Source organism: Nonomuraea sp. GTA35 (assembly GCF_041950525.1).
In the GTDB taxonomy this organism is placed as follows: Bacteria; Actinomycetota; Actinomycetes; order Streptosporangiales; family Streptosporangiaceae; genus Nonomuraea.
Genome location: NZ_JBGNUV010000029.1, coordinates 25,880 through 46,939, shown reverse-complemented (window position 1 = coordinate 46,939; position 21,060 = coordinate 25,880). Strand labels below are relative to the sequence as shown.

The 21,060-nt window shown below is 73.3% G+C and carries 18 protein-coding genes; 10 read left to right on the top strand and 8 right to left on the bottom strand.

The annotated features are described in order from the left end of the window. The first annotated feature begins 3 nt into the window (after positions 1-3). Entirely contained in the window at positions 4-774 is a 771-nt protein-coding gene (locus tag ACBJ32_RS57365) for a hypothetical protein (RefSeq protein WP_375134044.1), read from the top strand. A gap of 6 nt (positions 775-780) precedes the next feature. Here the strand turns inward: ACBJ32_RS57365 and ACBJ32_RS57360 are convergent, their stop codons facing one another. After that, positions 781-1,734, bottom strand: coding sequence for an aldo/keto reductase (locus ACBJ32_RS57360; RefSeq protein ID WP_375134043.1), 954 nt, complete (start codon positions 1,732-1,734; stop codon positions 781-783). Further along, the gene (locus ACBJ32_RS57355; RefSeq protein WP_375134042.1) at positions 1,712-2,944 is read right to left on the bottom strand and encodes a cytochrome P450; all 1,233 of its coding nucleotides are present in this window, start codon (positions 2,942-2,944) and stop codon (positions 1,712-1,714) included. The genes ACBJ32_RS57360 and ACBJ32_RS57355 overlap by 23 nt, the downstream gene beginning before the upstream one ends. A gap of 223 nt (positions 2,945-3,167) precedes the next feature. On the opposite strand from ACBJ32_RS57355, the gene ACBJ32_RS57350 reads away from it, so the two are divergent. The 6 genes from ACBJ32_RS57350 to ACBJ32_RS57325 are packed head-to-tail and all read left to right on the top strand — an operon-like array spanning position 3,168 to position 12,715. Continuing rightward, positions 3,168-4,682 (top strand): FAD-dependent monooxygenase, encoded by a 1,515-nt coding sequence (locus ACBJ32_RS57350; RefSeq protein WP_375134041.1) that lies wholly within the window; start codon positions 3,168-3,170, stop codon positions 4,680-4,682. 35 nt (positions 4,683-4,717) lie between these two features. Beyond that, entirely contained in the window at positions 4,718-5,617 is a 900-nt protein-coding gene (locus tag ACBJ32_RS57345) for a phytanoyl-CoA dioxygenase family protein (RefSeq protein ID WP_375134040.1), read from the top strand. Positions 5,618-5,644: 27 nt separating this feature from the next. After that, on the top strand, positions 5,645-6,694 hold the full coding sequence (locus tag ACBJ32_RS57340; RefSeq protein ID WP_375134039.1) for a ketoacyl-ACP synthase III family protein: 1,050 nt from the start codon (positions 5,645-5,647) through the stop codon (positions 6,692-6,694). Between the two features lie 26 nt (positions 6,695-6,720). Next, complete coding sequence (locus ACBJ32_RS57335; RefSeq protein WP_375134038.1) at positions 6,721-7,782, top strand: ketoacyl-ACP synthase III family protein; 1,062 nt, start codon at positions 6,721-6,723, stop codon at positions 7,780-7,782. After that, on the top strand, positions 7,782-11,516 hold the full coding sequence (locus tag ACBJ32_RS57330; protein ID WP_375134037.1) for a type I polyketide synthase: 3,735 nt from the start codon (positions 7,782-7,784) through the stop codon (positions 11,514-11,516). The genes ACBJ32_RS57335 and ACBJ32_RS57330 overlap by 1 nt, the downstream gene beginning before the upstream one ends. After that, positions 11,513-12,715 (top strand): cytochrome P450, encoded by a 1,203-nt coding sequence (locus ACBJ32_RS57325; RefSeq protein ID WP_375134036.1) that lies wholly within the window; start codon positions 11,513-11,515, stop codon positions 12,713-12,715. The genes ACBJ32_RS57330 and ACBJ32_RS57325 overlap by 4 nt, the downstream gene beginning before the upstream one ends. A gap of 6 nt (positions 12,716-12,721) precedes the next feature. Here the strand turns inward: ACBJ32_RS57325 and ACBJ32_RS57320 are convergent, their stop codons facing one another. From ACBJ32_RS57320 to ACBJ32_RS57310, 3 genes are all read right to left on the bottom strand, one after another. Further along, entirely contained in the window at positions 12,722-13,729 is a 1,008-nt protein-coding gene (locus tag ACBJ32_RS57320; protein WP_375134035.1) for an NAD-dependent epimerase/dehydratase family protein, read from the bottom strand. A gap of 87 nt (positions 13,730-13,816) precedes the next feature. Further along, a complete protein-coding gene (locus tag ACBJ32_RS57315; RefSeq protein ID WP_375134034.1) occupies positions 13,817-15,001 on the bottom strand; it encodes a cytochrome P450 in 1,185 nt (394 codons plus the stop codon). 105 nt (positions 15,002-15,106) lie between these two features. Then, on the bottom strand, positions 15,107-15,517 hold the full coding sequence (locus ACBJ32_RS57310; protein ID WP_375134033.1) for a hypothetical protein: 411 nt from the start codon (positions 15,515-15,517) through the stop codon (positions 15,107-15,109). 351 nt (positions 15,518-15,868) lie between these two features. Here ACBJ32_RS57310 and ACBJ32_RS57305 point away from each other — a divergent pair, with 351 nt between their 5' ends. Then, positions 15,869-17,146, top strand: a complete 1,278-nt coding sequence (locus ACBJ32_RS57305; RefSeq protein ID WP_375134032.1) for a serine hydrolase domain-containing protein — start codon at positions 15,869-15,871, stop codon at positions 17,144-17,146. 222 nt (positions 17,147-17,368) lie between these two features. On the opposite strand, the gene ACBJ32_RS57300 is transcribed toward ACBJ32_RS57305, so the two are convergent. Then, positions 17,369-18,025 (bottom strand): GNAT family N-acetyltransferase, encoded by a 657-nt coding sequence (locus ACBJ32_RS57300; RefSeq protein WP_375134031.1) that lies wholly within the window; start codon positions 18,023-18,025, stop codon positions 17,369-17,371. A 161-nt stretch (positions 18,026-18,186) separates the two neighbouring features. Between ACBJ32_RS57300 and ACBJ32_RS57295 the strand changes: the two genes are divergently transcribed. After that, positions 18,187-18,438 carry a hypothetical protein gene (locus tag ACBJ32_RS57295; RefSeq protein ID WP_357885758.1) on the top strand — a complete coding sequence of 84 codons (252 nt, stop codon included), beginning with the start codon at positions 18,187-18,189 and terminating at the stop codon, positions 18,436-18,438. Between the two features lie 315 nt (positions 18,439-18,753). Then, on the top strand, positions 18,754-19,218 hold the full coding sequence (locus ACBJ32_RS57290; RefSeq protein ID WP_375134030.1) for a VOC family protein: 465 nt from the start codon (positions 18,754-18,756) through the stop codon (positions 19,216-19,218). 118 nt (positions 19,219-19,336) lie between these two features. Here the strand turns inward: ACBJ32_RS57290 and ACBJ32_RS57285 are convergent, their stop codons facing one another. Together ACBJ32_RS57285 and ACBJ32_RS57280 are read right to left on the bottom strand one after the other, a co-directional pair. Then, complete coding sequence (locus tag ACBJ32_RS57285; protein ID WP_357885764.1) at positions 19,337-19,990, bottom strand: DNA starvation/stationary phase protection protein; 654 nt, start codon at positions 19,988-19,990, stop codon at positions 19,337-19,339. A 249-nt stretch (positions 19,991-20,239) separates the two neighbouring features. Further along, positions 20,240-21,016, bottom strand: coding sequence for an SDR family oxidoreductase (locus tag ACBJ32_RS57280; protein WP_375134029.1), 777 nt, complete (start codon positions 21,014-21,016; stop codon positions 20,240-20,242). Between the last annotated feature and the right edge of the window lie 44 nt (positions 21,017-21,060).

Genomic DNA, 21,060 nt, shown 5'->3' with positions numbered 1-21,060 from the left:
AACGTGCGCGAGAAGCAGACACCTGTCCTGCCGCGGCTGTGGCGGCTGCCGGCGCTGCTGGTCGCCGTGATCGCGCTGGGCGCGGCGGCAGCACCCATCTCCGCGACCGCGGCGGCACCCACCTCGCCGCCGGGCCAGGCCCGCCCGCCCGCTTCGGCGCTGCGTGCCTTCGACGCGGTCACCACCGTGAACGAGCGGAAGGCCTGGAAGCACATGGCGTTGATCGGCAGCCAGTACGCCATCTACACCGACCGCGGGCTCATCGAGGGACCGGCGCCGATCAAGAAGAAGTGGCCGTTCCTGCCCAAGGAGTTCACCCGCGACATCGACGCCGCCGCGATCGCCTTCAGCGGCCCCAAGTTCCGCTGGCGGCACACCTGGACCAAGGGCACCCAGGCGATCGTCTTCGAGGACGGCGGCATCGTCACCGGCCCGTTCAGGATCCCCCTGCCCTACGACGGCCTGAGCGACGTCAACGCCGGCGACGCGGGCGCCGCCCGGATCCAGCACCTGGCGGTGCGGGGCGGGTCCGCCACGGTCCCGTTCACCAAGGCCTTCGAGATCCCCGGTCTGCCGCTCTACGGCGAAGCCCTCCTGCCCGAACGTTTCCGCAGCGAGCTCGACGACTTCTCGGTGGAGTTCGAGAAGAACGCTCCGAAGTTCAGCTACTACAAGGGCAACGAGCGCGTCGTCTTCGACGACCGCCGGGTCATCGAGCTGGTGAATCTCGACGTCAAGTGGCCGTTCCTGAACGCCTGGCGCTCCGGCAGGTGACGCGGGTCAGCCCAGGGGCACCAGGGCGGTGATCTCGGCCAGTTCCCCGGCGGTCGGCTCCCAGTCGCCGGCGGCCGCGTTGGCCCGGACCTGCTCCGGGCTCGTCGCGCCGGCGATCACCGAACCGCAGCCGGGCAGCGCGGCCAGGGCGCCGATGGCCACCTCCAGGACGGACCGGCCGTGCTCGCCGGCCCAGGCCGCCAGCGCCTCCACCCGATCCAGCTTCTCCGGCGTGACGAGGTGGGGCAGCCTGGCGAGCCGGGATCCGGCCGGCGGCTCCTGCCCGCGCCGCACCTTCCCCGTCAGCAGCCCGTGGGCCAGCGGGAAGTAGGGCAGGACGCCGACCCCGTAGTGCACGGCCGCCGGCACCACCTCGCGCTCGGCGCCGCGGTCCAGCAACGACCAGTGGGTCTGCGTCGACACGAACGGCGCGTGGCCACCCGCGCGGGCCAGGTGCGCGGCCTCCGCGATCCGCCAGCCGGGGACGTTCGAGCTGCCGAGGTAGCGCACCTTGCCCTCGCGCACCAGCTCGGTCAGGGCGGACAGGGTCTCCTCGATCGGGGTGACGCCGTCCGGCACGTGGTACTGGTACAGGTCGAGGTAGTCGGTGCGCAGGCGGCGCAGCGAGCCCTCCACCGCCCGCCGGATGGACGACCGGCCGCCGGGCGCTCCGCGTGCCTCGCCCCGCCCGTCGTCGGGGCGGTGGCCGGGGCTGCCGAACTTGGTGGCCAGCACCACCTTGTCCCGGCGCCCCGCCAGCGCCGCGCCGAGCAGTTCCTCGCCGGCGCCGGCGGGCTCGCCGTACGACTCGGCGGTGTCGAAGAGCGTGACCCCCTCCTCGATCGCCGCGTCCACCAGCGCCCTGGTACGGGTCACGTCGAGACCCTTACCGATGCTGTTGCAGCCCAGCCCGACCACCGACGTCCGGAGGCCGGAGTCACCCAGGGTCCTGTAGCGCATGATCTCGAACCTTTCTCGGTCGGTCCGCCGGGACGACGCCCCAGGTGACCGGCAGCCGGTCCACTCCGTACACCGCCATGCGGTCGCGGGTCGGCACCTCGGCCGGCGCAACCGCCAGGCGCAGGTCGGGGAAGTGCTCGAAGAGCGCGGTGAGCGCCACCCTGAGCTCGGCGCGCGCGAGATGCTGCCCGAGACACTGGTGGACGCCATGCCCGAACGCCAGGTGCCCGGCCGCGGAGCGGGTCAGGTCGAGCGCGTCCGGGTCGGGGAAGTGCCCGGGATCGCGGTTGGCCACCGGCAGCGCCAGCACCACGGTCTCGCCGGCCGCGATGACCTGGCCGCCGATCTCGACCTGGACCAGCGCGGTGCGGCGCACGTCGAACTGGAGGATCGACAGGTAGCGCAGCAGCTCCTCGACCGCCCGCTCCGGATCCGCTGCCAGGCGGGCCCGCTGGGCCGGGTCGGTCAGCAGGACGAACGCCCCGAGCGCGAGCATGCTCGCCGTGGGAAGGTGGCCCGTGGCCAGGAGCACCATCCCGAGGTTGGTGAGCTCGTCGTGGCTCAGGTCGCCGGTGGCCGCGGCGTGCGCCAGCAGCCCGCCGCCCGGCGGGCCGCCGGCCAGGACGCCGCGCACCGTCGCGGTGATCGACCCCACGGCGTCGGCCACCTGCTCCGGACGCGAGTCCAGGTTGTTCATCACCGCGGTGGCCGCCTGGATGCGTTGCCGGTCCTCCGCCCGCACGCCCAGCAGCTCGCAGATCACCAGCGCCGGGATCGGCATGGCGAACGCGGCGACGAGGTCGGCGGGCGCCCCGCCGTCCGCCATGTCGCGCAGGGCTTGCGCGGTGTGCCGCTGGATCGCGGGCGTCAGCTCGGCGACGCGCCGGGCCCCGAAGTGGTGGCTGAGCAGGCGGCGGTACCGCGTGTGCTCAGGCGGGTCCATGTGCGGGAAGATGCCCGGCTCCGCGGGTGTGGGCCGCTCGGTCGCGCGCTCGCGGCCGACCGGCTGGTGCAGCAGCTCGCGCCGGGTGCTGAACCGCGGATCCGCCAGGATGGCCCGGGTGACGGAGTATCCGGTGGCCACCCAGCCGAGGTGCCCGTCGGGGTAGGCCAGTCTGCTCAGCGGGGCTCGGCGGCGCAGCCCGATGGGCGGGTCGAAGGGGGTGAGCCGATCGGTTTCCAAGGGCTGGGCCGGCTGGCCGTCGCGCATGGGCGACCTCCGTTGATCAACACCGAAGGGGATTATGCATGACAAATCAGGTAAATGCCACCACTAGTAATTTTTGAACCACCCGATTTAGCATCGGCACTACCTGAACAGACACATCTGCCAACACATGAGAAGCACGGCCCACGCCCGGCACTGCCGCCGTTCCGTGGCCGGCTGTCCAGCGTTTCCTCCAGCAGGTTCACGCCCCCCAGCAGAGGTATGTATGGCACAGGTCGTGGTAGTCGGTGGTGGCCCGATCGGGCTCATGCTCGCGTGCGAGGTGGCACTGCACGACGTACCGGTGGTGGTGCTCGAGCGACTGCCGGGGATCGAGACACACCCGAAGGCGGAGGGCATCACCGGCCGGGCCATCGACATCCTGGACCGGCGCGGCCTCATGATCGGGGTGGACGGCACCCCCGCGCAGCCGACGGCCGAGCAGCGGGCCCGCATCGCCGAGGGCGAGCGGCGGCCGGACAGCCTGCACCCCAAGGCCTTCCCCGGCGCGCGGCACTTCGCCACCATGTTCGTGCTCCGTCCCGAATCTCCCGACCTGCTGGTGCCGCAGCAACTGCTGGAGCAGGACCTGGCCCGGCGGGCCGCCGACCTCGGCGTCGAGGTACGGCGCGGCCACACGGTCACCGGGTTCACCCAGGACGGCGACGGCGTGCGGATCGACGTCGACGGCCCGGACGGGCCGTACCGGATGCGGGCCGGCTGGCTCGCCGGATGCGACGGCGGCCGCAGCACGATCAGGAAACTGGCCGGCATCCCCTTCCCAGGAACGGACGGCATCACGACCGGGTACCGCGCCTTCGCCGAGATCGACGACCCCGGCTTCCACCTGCCCGGCTGGTTCCGCAAGGACAACGGTCTCCTGGTGTACGAGGAGGGACCGCCCCGCTTCATCACCCTCGAGTTCATCGGCCCGCCGGCGAACCGGGACGCGCCGATCACGCGCGAGGAGTTCCAGGAGGCGCTGCGCCGGCTCAGCGGCACCGAGGTGACGGTCACCAAGGTCCACAAGATCAACCGGTTCACCGACAACGAGCGGCAGGCCGCCACCTACCGCCAGGGGCGGGTCCTGCTCGTCGGCGACGCCGCCCACGTGCAGTCGCAGTGGAGCGGCCCGGGCCTGCGGCTCGGGCTGGGCGACGCCGTCAACGCCGGCTGGAAGCTCGCCGCGGTCGCGCGAGGCCAGTGCCCCGAGGACCTGCTCGACACCTACACCTCGGAACGGCATCCGGTCGGCGCGCAGACGCTGGAGGTCCAGCGTGCCTCCATCGCGCTGATGCGCCCCGGCCCGCACGTCGACGCGCTGCGCCGCCTGCTCACCCGCCTGCTGCTCCACGACGACACGAACCGGCAGCTGACCGCCCTGGTCGACGACCTGCACATCAGCTACGACATGGGCGACCCGTCGCTGACCGGCCCGCTCGTCGGGCGCTACTGCCCCGACCTGCGGCTGAAAGGCGCCCAAGGCACCGTACGGCTGGCCGAGCTGCAGCGCACCGGGCGGCCGCTGCTGCTCGACCTCGGCGCCGATCCCGGACTGCGCGCGCTCGCCGGGCCCTGGTCCGACCGGGTCGACGTGGTCACCGCCGCATGCGCCGACGCTCCGGCGGACGCCCTGCTCATCCGTCCGGACGGCTTCGTCGCCTGGAGCACCCCCGCCGACGAGGCGTCGCTGACCGGTGCTCTCGCGCGGTGGTTCGGGCCCCCCGCCCGAGCCGCCTGACCACACCACCAGACACAGCCCTCCCGGAGGCCGGGATGACCGATTCCACGCCGACGACCCTCACCACCCCGACCACCCTGACCACCCTGCCCGCCTCGGCGCCGATCGACGAAGCGATCGACGCGGTCGAAGCGGCCGGAGCAGTGATCATCGAGGATTTCCTCGACCCCGGCACGCTCGACGGCCTGTGGGAGGACCTGGGCCCGGCCCTGGCCCGCCAGGAGGACGGCGACGGCCGGCTGGTCGGCGAGAAGACCCGGATCCTGCCGGGCCTGGTCCGCCGCAGCGCCCGGTCGGTGACCGTCATGCGGCAGCCGCACTTCCTCGGCCTCGCGCGGCACTTCCTGCAGCGGCCGGTGCGCGCCTGGCTCGGCGAGCAGCGCATCGAGTTCGTCCCGACGATCCAGCTCGGCATCTCGCGGGCGATCCAGATCCAGCCCGGCGTGGCCCCCCAGGGCCTGCACCGCGACGACACCGCCCACCTCCGCACCCACCCGGGCCCGGAGAGCCGGGTCCAGGTCATGGTCGCCGCGAGCGAGTTCACCGCGCGCAACGGCGCCACCCGGGTGATCCCGGGCAGCCACCGCTGGGACGACGAGCGCGGGCCACGCGAGGACGAGGCGGTGCCCGCCGAGATGCGGGCCGGCTCCGCGCTGCTGTGGCTCGGCAGCACCTACCACGGGGCCGGAGCCAACGCCTCGGACGCGCCCCGCACCGGCCTGTCGTACGCCTACGACCTCGGCAACCTCCGCCAGGAGGAGAACCAGTACCTGTCCATCCCCCTGGACGTGGTCCGCGGCTACCCCGAGGACATCCAGCGGCTCCTCGGCTACGAGGCGTGCCCGCCGATGTGCGGCCTGTACGAGCTGGCCGACCCGATGCTGCTGCTCCGCGACGGGCCGGGCGATCCCGTCGCGGCACCGCGCACCCAGTGAGCCCGTCCGGCACCGAGGAAAGGTCAGATGCGCACTCCCGGCACGTACCTGCGCAGCATCGGCGTCCATCTGCCCCCGGTGGTCACCATCGAGACGGCCGTCGCCGAGGGCCGGTACCCGGCCGATGAGGCGGAGCGCTTCGGCCTGGCCGGCGCGGCGGTGGCCGGCGACGTACCGGCCCCGGAGCTGGGCCTGCGCGCCGCGCGGCAGGCGTTCGAGCGCTCCGGCGGGCTGTCGCCGCGCGGCCTCGACCTCATGCTGTACTGCGACGTCTGGCACCAGGGCCCGGAGGGCTGGGCGCCGCAGTACTACCTGCAGCAGCAACTCGTCGGCGGGGACGTCCCGGCGATCGAGCTGCGGCAGGGCTGCTGCGGCCTGTTCAACGCGCTGCAGCTCGCCGCCGGATACCTGCGCCCCGGCGGCAGCGCGCTGCTGGTCGGCGCCGACAACCACGGCACCCCGCTGGTCGACCGGTGGCGGATGATCGAGGGCACCGTGATGGGCGACGCCGGCTGCGCGCTGCTCGTCACCACGGACACCGGCTTCGCCGAGCTGCGGTCGGTCAACGTGACCGTGCTGCCGGAGGCCGAGGCCGTCAACGACGGCGGCGTGCCGATGTTCCCGCCGGACGCGACCGTGGGCCGGCCACTGGACTTCGCCGCGCGCAACCGGGAGTTCCGCAGGCGCCTGCTGGACGGTGACGGCGCCCGGGTGATGCTGGCGATCCAGGCGACGATGATGGAGCTGGTCGACCGCACCCTCAAGGAGGCGGAGATCACGCTCGACGACGTGGCGCGGGCGGCCTTCCCCCACGTACGCCGGGACGACGTGGAGCACCGCGGCGTCAACTGGCTCGGTCTGACCCTGGCGGACACCACCTGGGAGTACGGCGCCCGCGTCGGGCACCTCGGGGTCAGCGACCAGTTCGTCGCCCTGGACCACCTGCTCGCCACCGGAGCGCTGGCCCCCGGCGACCACCTGCTGCTCGTCGGGTTCGGCGCCGGCACCACCCTGGCCTGCGCCGTCCTGCGGATCCTGGACATCCCGCCGGAGTACGCCTCCGGAAGGCCGGACTGACCTGTTCGAGCGAGCCGGGAGGCGATATGGAGACGGCGGACATGTACATCAGCGGCGTCGGTTCGTACCTGCCCGACACCGTGGCGGTGGATCACGCGGTGGCGGCGGGCTGGTACCCGGCAGAGGAGGCCGAGTTGCACGGGATCGCCTCCGTCGCGGTGGCCGGTGACCTCCCGGCGCCGGAGATGGCGTTACGGGCGGCACGCACCGCGCTGGCCCGCAGCGGCCGCCCCCCTGCCGAGCTGGACCTCCTCCTCTACACCTCCACCTGGCACCAGGGCCCGGAAGGCTGGCCACCGCAGGCCTACGTGCAGCGCCATCTGGTCGGCGACGGCGTCCTGTCGACCCAGCTCAAGCAGGGCTGCAACGGCATGTTCGCGGCCCTGGAACTGGCCGCGAGCTACCTGCGAGCCGACCCCGGGCGGCAGGCGGCGCTGCTGGTCGCCGCCGACAACTACGGCACCCCGCTGGCCGACCGCTGGCGGATGCTGCCCGGGGCCATCGCCGGCGACGCGGCCAGCGCCGTCGTGCTCGACACCGAGCCGGGATTCGCCCGGCTGGCCTCGGTGAGCACGATGTCGGTGTCGCAGGCCGAGGAGATGCACCGGTGCGCCGAGCCGCTGTTCCCGCCGGGCGTCACCGAGGGCAGGACGGTGGACTTCGCCGCGCACAACGACACGTTCCGGCGCCGCGCGGTCGCCGGCGGCGAAGGGACCATGGTGCTGGTGACGCTGGACGAACGCATGGTCGAGGTGATCGACCGCGCCCTGTCGGAGGCCGGCGTCAAGGCGGCGGACGTGACCCGGGTGACCTGCATGAACACCTCCCGGGAGATCGCCGAGCAGATCTGCGAGCACCGGCTGGGCATCCCCGCGTCCCGCTCGACCTGGGAGTTCGGCCGGACCATCGGCCACTGCGGGGCCAGCGACCAGGTGCTCGCCCTGGAACACCTGGTGCGCGGCGGCGGCCTGGGGCCCGGCGACCATCTCCTGATGTTCGCCTACGGCCCCGGCGTGACCATCTCCGCCGCCGTCGTGGAGATTCTCGAGACGCCCGCGTGGTCGCCGAGGCGGGAAGGGGACGCGTGATGGACCGGCCGTCCGAAGCGATCGCGGTGATCGGCATCGGCTGCCGGCTGCCCGGCGGCGCCGACTCGGCCGACGCGTACTGGAACCTGCTGTGCCAGGGACGGGACACCAGCGGGCCGGCGCCCGCCGGGCGCTGGCAGGACTACGCCGGGCGCGGCCCGTCCTACGCGGCGGCGGTGCGCCGCACGGTGCCGCGCGGCCACTTCCTGAGCGAGGTGGCGGACTTCGACGCGGAGTTCTTCGGGCTCTCGCCGCGCGAGGCCGAGCTGATGGACCCGCAGCAGCGCCTGGTGATGGAGACCGCGTGGGAGGCCCTGGAGCACGCCGGGATCCCCGCCGGCGCGCTGGCCGGCACCGACGCGGGCGTGTACGTGGGCGTCTGCACCGGCGACTACGGGCACCGGCTGCTCGAGGACCTGCCCGACGTCGAGGCGTTCACCGGGATCGGCGCCGCCACCTGCGCGGTGGCCAACCGGGTGTCGCACGCGCTGGACCTGCGCGGCCCGAGCCTGGCCGTGGACACGGCCTGCTCGGCGTCCCTGGTCGCCGTCCACCTGGCCGTGCAGGCCCTGCGGGCGGGGGAGACCGACGTGGCACTGGCGGGCGGGGTCAACCTCATCCTGTCCCCCGGGGAGACGCTGACCCTGGACGCCGCCGGCACCCTCGCGCCGGACGGGCGCAGCAAGTCGTTCGACGCCGCCGCCGACGGGTACGGGCGCGGCGAGGGCGCGGCGGTCGTGGTGCTCAAGCGGCTGCGCGACGCCGTGCGGGACGGCGACCCGGTGCTCGCGACCGTCCTCGGCAGCGCCGTCAACCAGGACGGCCGCACCGTCGGCATCATGGCGCCGTGCGGCCAGGCGCAGGAGCACGTCATGCGCCGCGCCCTGCGGCAGGCCGGCGTCGATCCCCGCACCGTCGGCTACGTCGAGGCGCACGGAACCGGCACCGCGGTCGGCGACCCGCTCGAAGCCGGCGCGCTGGCCGCCGTGTACGGGGCGGGCAGGCCAGCGGACCAGCCGTGCCTGATCGGTTCCGCGAAGTCCAACATCGGTCACCTCGAAGGCGCCGCCGGCATCGCCGGCCTGGTCAAGGCCGTCCTGGCGGTCGAGCATGGCGAGCTCCCGCCGAGCCGGCTCACGGAGCCCACCCCGGCCGTGGACTGGGCGGGCGCCGGGCTGCGCGTGGTCGGCGCGCCGGCGCCGTGGCCCGCCTCCGCGGGTCCGCGCCGCGCCGCGGTCTCCGCCTTCGGCTACGGCGGGACCGTCGCCCACGTGATCCTCGAACAGGGGCCTCCGGCGCCGGCGCCCGCCGAGGGGCCCGCCGGGCGCCTGTTCCCGGTGTCCGCCGCGTCGCGGCAGGCGTTGCGGCAGGCCGCGGGCGACCTCGCCGGCGTCGTCGGCCGGGTGCCGCTGCCGGGCCTCGGGCACACGCTCGCCCTGCGCCGGACCCACCTCAAGCACAGGGCGGTGGTGGCCGCCCGCGACGAGGCCGAGCTGACCCGCGGGCTGCGCAACCTGGCGGCCGGCGCGCCGGACGACGCGGTGACCACGGGGCGGCCACTCGGCGATCCCGGCCCCGGGCCGGTGTTCGTGTTCTCCGGCCACGGCTCGCAGTGGGCCGGCATGGGCCGGGAACTGCTGGCCGCCGAGCCGGCGTTCGCCGCCGTCATCGACGAGCTGGAACCGGTGTTCGCCGACGAGATCGGGTTCTCGCCGCGGCGGATGCTCGAAGGGGGAGAGCTCACCGAGGTCGACCACGTCCAGACCATGATCTTCGCGATGCAGCTCGGCCTGGCCGAGCTGTGGCGGCAGCACGGGGTGCGCCCGCACGCCGTGATCGGCCACTCGGTCGGCGAGATCGCCGCCGCGGTGACGGCCGGAGCGCTGAGCCGCCTGGACGGCGCCCGGCTGATCTGCCGGCGATCCCGCCTGCTCCGCCGGGTCGCCGGCCGGGGCGCGATGGCCATGGTGCGGCTGCCGTTCGACGAGACGGCGCGGCGGCTGGCGGACCATCCCGGCGTGGTCGCCGCGATCGCGTCGTCACCCGGCTCCACGGTCGTCTCGGGCGAGCCGGACGCCGTGGCAGAGGTGCTGGCGGGCTGGCTCGAGGAGGGGATCCCGGCCCGCCGGGTGGCCTCGGACGTGGCGTTCCACGGCCCGCAGATGGACCCGCTCCTGGCGGACCTGACCGCGGCCGCGGCCGGCCTGACGCCCGGCCTCCCCGGCATCGCCGTCTACTCCACGACGCTGGACGACCCGCGGACGGCGCCGGGCTTCGACGGCGCGTACTGGGCGGCCAACCTGCGCCGGCCGGTGCGCCTGGCCGATGCCGTCACCGCGGCCGCCGCCGACGGGTACCGCGCGTTCATCGAGATCTCCGCGCACCCGGTCGTCACGCACTCGGTGCTGGAGACGCTGAACGAAGGCGGGCACGAGGACGTCTTCGTGGGCGCGTCGCTGCGCCGCAACCGGCCGGCCCAGGCGGCCCTGCTCAACGCCGTGGCCGCGGCGCACTGCGCCGGCCTCGACGTGGACTGGCGCCGGCTGCAACCCGCCGGCGGGCCGGTCGTGCTCCCGGCCTACCCCTGGCAGCGCCGCAGGCACTGGCGCCCGCCATCGCCCCCCGACACCGGCGGACGCGGCCACGACCCGGACACGCACACGCTGCTGGGCGATCATGTCGACGTCGCCGGGACGGACGTCCGGTTGTGGCGGACCGTCCTGGACGACCAGACCCGGCCCTATCCCGGCAGCCACGCGATCGAGGGCGTGGAGATCGTACCGGCCGCGGTTCTCGCCGCGACATTCTTCGCCGCCGCCGGCCGCCGGGCGCTCGGCGAGGTGACGATGTCGGCGCCGCTGCTGACCGCCGACCGCCGCGAGGTCCAGATCGTCCGGCAGGGCGCCGAGGTGCGGCTGGCCGCCCGCCTCGCCGGCCAGCCCGAGGCCGCATGGCAGCCGATCGCCACCGCCCGGATCCCCGGCGAGCCGGGACAGCCACCGGCATCTCCGCGGCAGCCGCTCCCCTCGGCGGAACCCGGCCTGGTCGCCCGCCGGCTGGCCGCCGTCGGCGTGCCGCACACCGGTTTCGACTGGAGCGTCGAGGAACTGCGGCGCGGGCACGGCGCGCTGCGCGCCCGGGTACGCTGCGGGCCGGCCGCCACCTGGGCGCCCGTTCTGGACGCCGCGATGTCGGTGGCGCCGAGCGCGTTCCCCGGCGACCCGCTGCTGCGCATGGTGACGAACGTCGACCGGCTGGTCACGGTCGCAGCACCGCCGGACCTGGTGACCATCGAGGTGTGGCTCGACCCCGAGCGGGCCGACACCGTGCACGTCCTGGTGACCGGCCAGGCCGGCGACGTGCTCGGCTGGCTGTCGGGCCTGCGGTACCCCGTGATCGACACGCCGGCTCCCGGGGAGAACGGGGCCGGCCGCGAGCGGCTCACCGAATCGTTCGCCGATCTGGAGCCGGAGAAACTGCGCGCCTTCCTGATCGAGGAGGTCGGCGCGCAGATCGCCAAGGAGATGCGGCTCGCCCCCGCCGACCTGTCACCACACCGGCCGCTGATCGAGCAGGGGCTGGACTCGGTGCTCACCGTGGTCGTCAGGCGGCGGCTGGAGCAACGATTCCGGTGCTCGCTACCGGCGACGCTGCTCTGGGCGCAGCCGACCATCGCCGCCGTCTCCGACTACCTCGCCGGAGTGGTGTCCGGCTCGAACGGGGAAGCACGATGAGCACATCGGAGCACGACCCGACCCCGGCCTTCCCGATGGCGCGGACCTGCCCGCTCGCACCGCCGGACGAGTACCGGCGGATGCGCGCCACCGCGCCGGTCGTCCGGGCGGCCCTGCCCAACGGCGCGCCGGTCTGGGCGGTCACCCGCTACGCCGAGGCGCGGCAGATCCTCAGCGACCCGAGGATCAGCTCCAGCACCGGACGCCCCGAACGGCCGCGCGGCCCCGACGACGACCGCCCCGACGACGGCTTCTTCGTCGACCTGGATCCACCTGAGCACACCCGGTTCCGCCGCCTGCTGATCCCGGAGCTCGGCGCCCGCCCGATGGAGGCCATGCGGCCGGCCCTCCAGCGCATCGCCGACACGGCGATCGACGAGTTGCTGGAAGCCGGGCCGCCCGCCGACCTCGTCGCCTCGTACGCCCGCCGGGTCCCGTCGCGAGTCCTGTGCGAGCTGTTCGGCGTCCCGGCCGGCGACCACGACTTCTTCGAGTCGCGGCTGCGCATGTTGTCGGTGACGAGCATGGACCCGAGCGTGGCGGCCCAGGCGTCCAGCGACGTCCGCGGCTACCTGCGCGAACTCATCAGCGGCGCGCGGCGCGAACCGCACCGGGGCATGATCCGTCGGCTGGCCGCCCGGCACCTGCCCACCGGCGAGCTGACCACGGACGAGCTGATCAACATCGGGTTCCTCCTGCTGCTCGCCGGCTACGACTCGCCGGCGAACACGATCTCCATGGGCGTGCTCACGCTGCTGCGGCACCCGGCGCAGCTCGCCGCGCTGCGCGCCGACCCCGGCCTGCTGCCGGGCGCGATCGAGGAGCTGCTGCGCTTCCACTCCGTGCAGGACTGGGTCAGCTTCGACCGGGTCGCGACCGGCGACATGGAGATCGGCTCCGCGCGGATCCGCGCCGGCGATCGCCTGACGGTGCTGGCCGCGTCCGCCAACCGCGACGCGCGGGCGTTCCAGAACCCCGACGACTTCGACATCCACCGGCCCGCCAACCACCACCTGGCCTTCGGCCACGGGGTGCACCAGTGCATCGGCCGCAACCTCGCCCGCGCCGAGCTGCAGATCGCCGTCGGCACGCTGCTGGCCAGGATGCCTTCGCTGCGCCTGGCGGTCGGCTTCGAGGAGCTGTCCTTCGCCTACGACGCCCCGTTCTTCGGGCTGCACGCGATGCCCGTCGCCTGGTAGCGCCGCCTACGCGCCGGCGACGTAGGCGTCCTCGGCCGCGTAGGGGAACCAGGCGCCGGAGCCGTGGCGGGCGACCAGATCAGGGAAGACGTCCTGCCAGCCGCCGCCGCCCGCCTCCGCCTCGGACACGGCGGCGACGGCCCACTCGATGTCCTGGCGCAGCGCGTCGTCGTAGGAGACGGCGGGGCGGTAGCCGAGCTCGGCCCGGGCCCTGTCCATGCTGAACACGATCGGCTCCGGCACGTTCCACGGATGGAAGCCCAGGCCGTCCGGGCGCGACGGGCCCGCGAAGGTGACGATCTGCGCCTCGTGGCCCATGACGGCGAAGATCCTGGCGCCGATCTCGGCGACGGTCAGCGGGTCGTCGGCGATGTTGAGCACCCGGGCCGCCGGGCGCCGCGCGCACAGCAGGATCAGCTCGGCGACGTTCGCCACCGCCGAGGTGGGGAAGCGGCTGCGCCCGTCCTGGGCGAGCACCACGTGCGGCCGCTTGTCCAGCGCCCGCTTGATGAACGACCAGTGATCCAGCGACTTGCCGTGCGGGCCGTGCAGCACGCCCGTCCGCAGGATGCTGACCGGCAGGCCGGGCGTCGCCAGCAGGCGGCGCTCCAGCGCCGCCTTCCCCGCCGGATAGTCGTGGGCCTCACGCTCGACAGTCGGCCACGTCTCCGGGATCGGCACCGGCAGGCCGGGAGCCTGGTAGACCGCTCCCGTCGAGATGACCACCAGCGAGCCGACGCGGCCGGCCAGCCGGGCGAGCTGCTCGCCGTGGTGCGGGGTGAACGCGACCGTGTCCACCACCACGTCGTGGCCGTCGAGAGCCTTCAGCAGCGCCTCGGTGTCGGCCCGGTCGACCTGGACCGACACCACCCCGTCCGGCTCCACGGCGCCCGGACGGGGCCGGCGGTGCCCGAGGGTCACCGCGTATCCGGCCGCGACGAGCCGGGCGGCCGTGGCCCGGCCGATCTGCCCCGTGCCGCCGATGATGAAGGCCCTTCGGTCATGAAGCGTCACCAGCCGATCTTAACCTCGCCGCAGCCGGGAACCCAGGGGTCATGATCGGCCATGAGTGACCCCGTGGGAGCGGTGGCGGCCCGGAGGTCATTCCTTGCGGACGATCAGCTCCGCCGGCCGTACGGTGAGGACGCCCTCGGTCCACGGCACGTCCTCGGCCTGCCCGGCCAGCCTGAGGTCCGGCTGCCGCGTCACCAGCACGCCCAGGATCTCCTGCAGCTCCATCCGCGCCAGGTTCGCGCCCAGGCAGAAGTGCGCTCCGCGCCCGAAGGTCAGGTGCGTGGCCTGCCGCTCGGGCCGCAACACGTCCGGGTCGGGGAAGACCGACGGGTCGACGTTGGCCGAGGAGACGGAGGGGATCACGGCCTCGCCCTCGCGTACGGTGCCGGAGGGCAGCTCCACCTCCTCCCTGGCCACCCGCAGGAACGGGCTGTCGCCGACGATCTCCAGCCTGAGCAGCTCCTCCACCGTGCCCGGGATCAGCCCGGGGTCACCGGCCAGCCGCGCGTAACCCTCGCGCGGATTCAGCAGCCGCAACATCGACCTGGACAGCGCGGTCCCGGTCGTCTCGTGCCCGGCCAGGAACAGGACCAGCGTGTTGGTCACCAGTTCCTCCTCGCTCAGCCGGTCCTCGCCGTCGCGGGCGTGGATCATCGTGGCGAGCAGGCCGTCGCCCGGCTCGTCCCGGTGCGCGGCGATCACCTCGGAGATGTACGCGGCGAACTCCATGGCGGCGCCCATCTGCTCCTCCGGCGACAGGCTGGAGGTGGAGAGCATGGCGTCCGACCAGGCCCGTACCCGCTCGGTGTCGATGCCGGGCACGCCCATGACGTCGCAGATGACCTGGACGGGCAGCGGGAAGGCGAAGTCGCGCACGAAGTCGAACTCGCCGGGCAGGGCGTCGACCAGCTCGGCGGTGAGCGCCCGCAGCCGGGGCCGCCACCCGTTGACCTGGCGCGGCGTGAACACCCCGGACAGCAGCCTGCGCAGCCTGGTGTGCTCGGGCGGGTCCATGCTGGAGAGCATCCCCGGCGTGTTGAACAGGGAGAACCCGCTGAACATGCGGGGCGAGCCGGGACGGCTGAGGTCGCTGCCGAAACGCGGGTCGCTCAGCGCGGCGAGCGTGTCCTGGTACGTCGTGGTGAGGTAGGCCGTGCAGCCGCTGGGCAGCCGCACCTTCCCCAGCGGGTCCTTGTCCCGGCGCACGGCGTACGCGTCGGCCAGAGCCCCTCGTGGGCCCGGCCCGAACGGGTATTGCTCGAAATCGGCCATGACTCGGACGGTAACCAGTGAGCGGCACGCCGAACAGACCCGTCCCCGGCCCCTCGCGTACGGGGCCACCGGTGGGCGCCGCCTACCAGGCGGCGCCGGCCGGCGTCAGTCGAGTTCGGCCTCGCGGCCGTGGACGATGAGGGCGTACAGCACGAGCACGTCGACCGCGATGACGGCGAGCGACCACCACGGGTTCACCGCGATCCAGGTGAGCTGTGTCAGGGCGTTCAGCATCACCAGGACGACGCCGACCATCCGGGCCCAGGCCTGGCCGACGGTGATGGCGATGCCCGTGGCCAGGAGGAGCAAGCCGAGGGCGAAGTGCAGCCAGCCCCAGGTGGTGAGGTCGAAGAGCAGGAGCCGGTTGGGTGTCTGCACGTAGATGCGGTTGGCGAAGGCGGCGGTCAGGCCGGTGATGACGTTGAACAGCCCGGCGAGGACCATCATCATGCCGCCGAACCAGATCCAGCCCACCCAGCCGGTCATCTGCCGTGTGTGGTGGGTGTGAAAGGTCATCGGAACGCTCCCTCCGGAGTTCTGGCTTCGTCCGCTGCGGACGACGGCTCAGCGGTGCCGTGGCCGGTTCTCCCCGCCTGCCGGATGTCGCGGCATCCGGTCCGGCCTCGCTCGGGCCGCCTCACAGGTGCTTCCCCCGCCAACAACGCAAATCACGACATAAATGGATAAATAGGCATAAATCGGGTCTAGATTGGCGGGTGATTTGCCGCAACTTGGAGGACTTTCGCAATCGGGCGCCCGGCGCTCAACGGCCAGGCCGGAGGTCACGGACATCTGCAGGCGCTACCTGTGGCGGCAAAAAGGTCGAAACCATCCCATTACGGCCGATGATCCACTAGACATCTGACCATGACGATCAACCAGCCGCACCCGTCCGTGTCGAACGGCCTGAGCAGGCGGCGTTTCCTGGCGGCGGGCGCCGTCACTTTGCCCGCCCTGGCGATGGGGACCGCCTCCCGCCCGGCGTTCGCCGCGACGGTCCAGACCGCCGGCGTGGCGCCGGCCGCGCTCGCCGGTTTCGACAACGTGATGAAGACCTACGTCGTGGAGCGCGCCATCTCCTGCGCGCAGCTCGCCATCACCAAGAACGGCAAGCTCGTGCTGGCCAGGGCCTACCGCTACAGTGACGACCCGGCCGTGCCGACGTTCACCCCCACCTCGCTGTTCCGCATCGCCAGCCTGAGCAAGCACATCACCGCCGTGGCGATCATGAGGCTGGCGCAGGACGGCAGGCTGAGCCTCGGCGCGTCCGTCGTCGCCCTGCTCGGGCTGCCGACCACGGCCGACCCCCGGCTGGCGAACGTGACGGTGTGGCGGCTGCTGCAGCACACGGGCGGGTGGGACCGCGACATCTCCGGCGACTACCTCTACCTGGACCACACCATCTCCCGGTCGCTGGGCGTCACGCTGCCGATCACGCGCGACCACATCGTCCGGTACGCCGGCGGCCGCCCCCTCGACTTCGCGCCCGGCAGCAGGTACGCCTACAGCAACTACGGCTACCTGCTGCTCGGCATGATCGTCGAGAAGGCGTCGGGCATGGCGTACGAGACGTACGTGAAGCAGAAGATCCTGGCGCCCGCCGGCATCACCCGCATGCGGCTCGGCCGTACCCTCAAGGCGCAGGCCGCGCCCGGCGAGGTCGTCTACGAGTCGGCGCAGACGAGCAGGACCGTCACCGACGCGTCCGGCGCGACGGTGCCGGCCCCGTACGGCGCCTTCAGCATGGAGAACCGCGGGCCGGGCGGCGGCTGGCTGGCCTCGGCGGTGGACCTGGTGCGCTTCGCCCGCATCCTCGACGCCCCCGGCACGGTGCTGAACGCCACCTCCATCGGCAGGATGGTGGCCAAGCCGGAGATCGGCGTCACCGAAAGCGGCTCCTGGTACGGCGCCGGCCTGTGGGTCCGGCAGGTCACGGGGCACCTCAACACCTGGCACAGCGGCGGGCTGCCGGGCACCTACACCTACACCGCCCGGCTCCAGAACGGCTTCACCTACGCCGCCCTGTTCAACCGGAACGAGGAGAGCGGGTCGCCGGACTTCGACGTGCTCAGCCCGCGCATGAACGCCGAGATCGGCAAGGTGACGACCTGGCCGACGACGGACCTGTTCCCGCGGTACCTCTGAGCCGTCATCGGGCCGGACCGGCGGGGCGCCCGCCGGCTCCGGCACGGCGGCCCATTACGGCGGCCCGTTACGGCGGCCCGTTACGGCGGCCCGTTACGGCGGCCCGTTACGGCGGCCCGTTACGGCGGCCCGTTACGGCGGCCCGTTACGGCGGCCCATTACGGCGGCCCGTCAAAGTGGCCCCTCAAAGCGGCCCTCAAAGCGGCCCGGGAAAGCGGGCCGTCACCGCGGCCCGTGGGCGTCCCGGACGGTCGTAGGGGCCGGGACGAGCAGCGCTTCGGCGGCGATGGGGACGTAGCCGGCGGCGAGGAACGTCCGGACGCTCGCCGCGTTGCCCGGCGCGATCTGGGCCCACAGCGGCCGCTCGACGAGATGCCGGGCGGCCCGGGCCAGCGCCCGGCCCAGCCCGCGCCCCCGGCCGGGCGGCTCGACCTCGATCGCGACCTCCCATCGCCCCGCGACTCCCCGCCCCACGACCAGCAGCCCTCCCGGGCAGGTCCAGACGCGTACGCCGGCGCGGCGGCGGTGGGCGCGCAGGACACGCGGGTGCGCCGCGTCCGTGACCTCGGCCAGGTCGATCGGCGGGTCACCGGCGCAGGGGCCACCCACGGCGAGCATGTCGATGGTGTCGACCCGGCGCCCCATGCGTTCCTCCAGATCCCTGAGGAAGGGCGGGTTGAGCGGCGCCGACAGGTCGCCCTCGGGGATCCGGGACCTGATCCACTCCTCGCCGACGTCGGCGTAGATCACGTTGTGGCCGGTGAAGGCGATCACTCCCGCGTCGCGAGGGGAGGGCTGCGGGACGATCGTGGGACCGGTGCCCGGCTCGGGCGTACGCCCGCTCTCCGCGCCGGCGAGGATGTCATGCAAGGTGATCACCCCGAGATCGTAGGTGAGACCGGATCGGCTCGCCGCCCAGCAGGAACACGACCGCGGCGCCGCCAGGCACCCAGCCCTGAGCGACCCGGCCGCCCCTCGGGCGCCGAAGGCAGGGCGGAACGGGCATTGCCGGTGCCCAAATTGTTAGTTAACTTTCCTGTATGAAGTCCCGCTTACTTGCCGCGCTCGCGCTGGCCGCCCTCGTCGCCGCACCCGCTCTCGCTTCCCCTGCCCTGGCGGCCTCCACCTCCGCCGCCTACGTCAAGCACGGCAGCTACGGCTGGCCCGACCAGTGTCAGTGGTTCGGCCGGCAGGGCCAGGCCGACCACACCTGGAGCTCGTACTACTGCGAGACCGTCATCCCGACCAACTGGACCGCGCCCGGCCTGTACAACCTGTGGGTGCAGTACTGACCGGCCACGTCCCCGGGCGCCCGGGGACGCAGGTCTCGAACGCCGGGGGTCGGCTCTTGGCGCCGGCGTAGTAGCTGAGCTGGACGGGGCGGCCCGCGAGATCGGCCACGATCTTCGCGGCGGTGCCCGGCAGCTCCGTGCCGGCGGGCGGGGCGCCGAGCACGGCGGTCAGGGCCAGCGCGGCGGTCAGGTTCGTGAGCACCTCGTCCTCCAGGGCGCGGAAAGAAATTCCAAGATCATAGCCGTGGGGATGAAGTGACAGGGCCGCCCGGTTGTTACGGGAGAAAGCGCAACCCCGTGAAGGAGAGCCCGCCCATGACCACGCACCCCACCACCCCGGACGGCCCGGTCCGCCAGCTCAGGCTGGTCGTCGAGGCGGAGGACTACGAGGCCGCGCTGGCCTTCTACCGCGACGTGCTGGGCCTGCCCGAGCAGGCCGCGTTCTCCGGCGGGGACGGCGCCCGCGTGACGATCCTCGACGCGGGCCGCGCCACGCTGGAGATCGCCAACCCGGCGCAGAAGGTCATGATCGACGAGGTCGAGGTGGGGCGGCAGGTGGCGCCCAAGATCCGGGTCGCGTTCGAGGTGGACGACGCCAGGGGCACCACGCGGCGGCTGGTCTCGGCGGGCGCGACCGAGGTGGCGCCGCCCACGGTCACGCCGTGGGAGTCGCTGAACGCCCGGCTCGACGCGCCTGCGGGGCTGCACATCACGGTCTTCCAGGAGCTGCGTACGCAGGAGGAACGCGAGTCGCTCGACGGGTTCGGCGTGGAGAGCTGACCCGCGTGCCCGAGCCCGGCGGCCTCCGCCTGCCGAACCCGGTCAGCGAGCGCGTCTTCGCACCCCCGGGGCGGCGAGGCGGTCGTCATCCGGCTGGAGGCCGCCGCGAGGGCTGAGGCTACTTGGAGGAGCGGGCGGCGCGGCGCGGCGCGCGGCCATGCCCGTTGTGCGGCGTCTCCACGAGCGGCGTGTCCACCAGGTGCTCGACCAGGAACCAGGTCTGCAGTTCCCCGGTCCTGATCACGTCGGAGACCAGCAGGTCGTTGGTGCCGTCGTCGCCCAGCTCCTGGGCACGGGTGGCGGCGTCGTGCGAGGCGATGAGGATCGTCTCGTGCGCCTCGATCAGCCGCGACAACATCGCCGGCACCTCCTCGGCGCCGTTCGGCGGGCGCGGCACCACGGTGATCTCCGCGACGTGCCGCGGGTCGCCCACCGCGATGCCGCCCAGCGTCTGTACCCGCTCGGCGATCAGGTCGACCAGCTTGAGCTGCTCCTCGGCGTGCTTGTCCAGCAGCAGGTGGAGCTGGTAGAAGGTGGGGCCGCGCATCAGCCAGTGGTGCTTCTTGTAGAGCGCGTAGAGGATCTGCGTGTCGGCCAGGATCTGGTTCAGCCGCTCGCAGGAGTACTCGCGGGCCTCGTCCGACAGGCCCAGCGGCCACGTCCTGACGGTGCCGAACTCCTGGATCTCGGTGCCGTCCACGTGCAGCCACGGCTGGCTGCTCGACTGCTTCTTCGTCGTCGCTCTGGTGCTGCTTCTGGGTTTGGCGGGCACGATCATCTCCGGTCCGGTGAGGTTTGAGCCGATCCGACCTCGAACCTTCCCGTACGCCCGCCGAACGACCCTCGGCCCGGACCACGGCATGGCAAAGGTTCGCACAGCTCAGATACCCGATTGCCCGCCTGGCCCACCACCCCTCCGGCGAAGGCGACGGCGACCCGCTGATCCGCCTGCCGGGGACCGGGCCCGTGCAGACCGCCACTGGACCGGACGTCGTGGTCCCCGCCCCGGGCCCTGCCCCCGTTAGCCGAGGCCGCCGTTGCTCATCAGGAGCTGCCCGTTGATCCACTGGCCTTGCGGCGAGCACAGGAACGACACGAGGTTCGCCGTGTCGTGCGGCGTGCCGAGGCGGCCGAGCGGGGTGAGGCGCAGCATCTGCTCGCGGATCTCCTGCGACATCCAGCCGGTGTCCACCGGCCCCGGGTTGACGGCGTTGGCGGTGACGCCCAGGTGGGCGAGCTCGTGCGCGGCGGCCAGCGTGATGCGGTCCAGGGCGCCCTTGCTGGCGCCGTAGGGCAGGTTGCCGACCGTGTGGTCGCTGGTGAGCGCGACGATCCGGCCGGTGCCGTGCGCGCCGCTGAAGCGGCGGCCGAACTCGCGGATCAGCAGCCACGTGGCCCGCGCGTTGACCGCGAAGTGCCGGTCGAAGCTCTCCACGGTGGTGTCGAGCAGGCCGGAGTCGACCGACTCGCAGTGGCACATCACCAGGGCCGTGACCGTGCCGAGGCGGCGTTCGACCTCGTCGAAGACGGACGCCGGGGCGTCCGGGTCCGACAGGTCCGCCTCGACGGCGGCGGTGGCCGCGCCGTGGGTGGCCAGGGCTTCGGTGATGGCGCCGGTCGCGCCGGGCTCGACGCCCCAGGTCATGCGCTCGTCGTACGGGGTCCAGAAGGTGAAGGCGACGTTCCAGCCGTCCGCCGCGAGCCGTTCGGCGATGCCCGCGCCGATGCCGACCGTGCGGCCGACACCGGTCACCAGCGCCAGCGGGCGGGGGACGTCGCTCTCATGTGCAGTCGTCACACGGCATGATCCTGGAAGGCGGGGCGCCCCCTTGGCAACCGGAT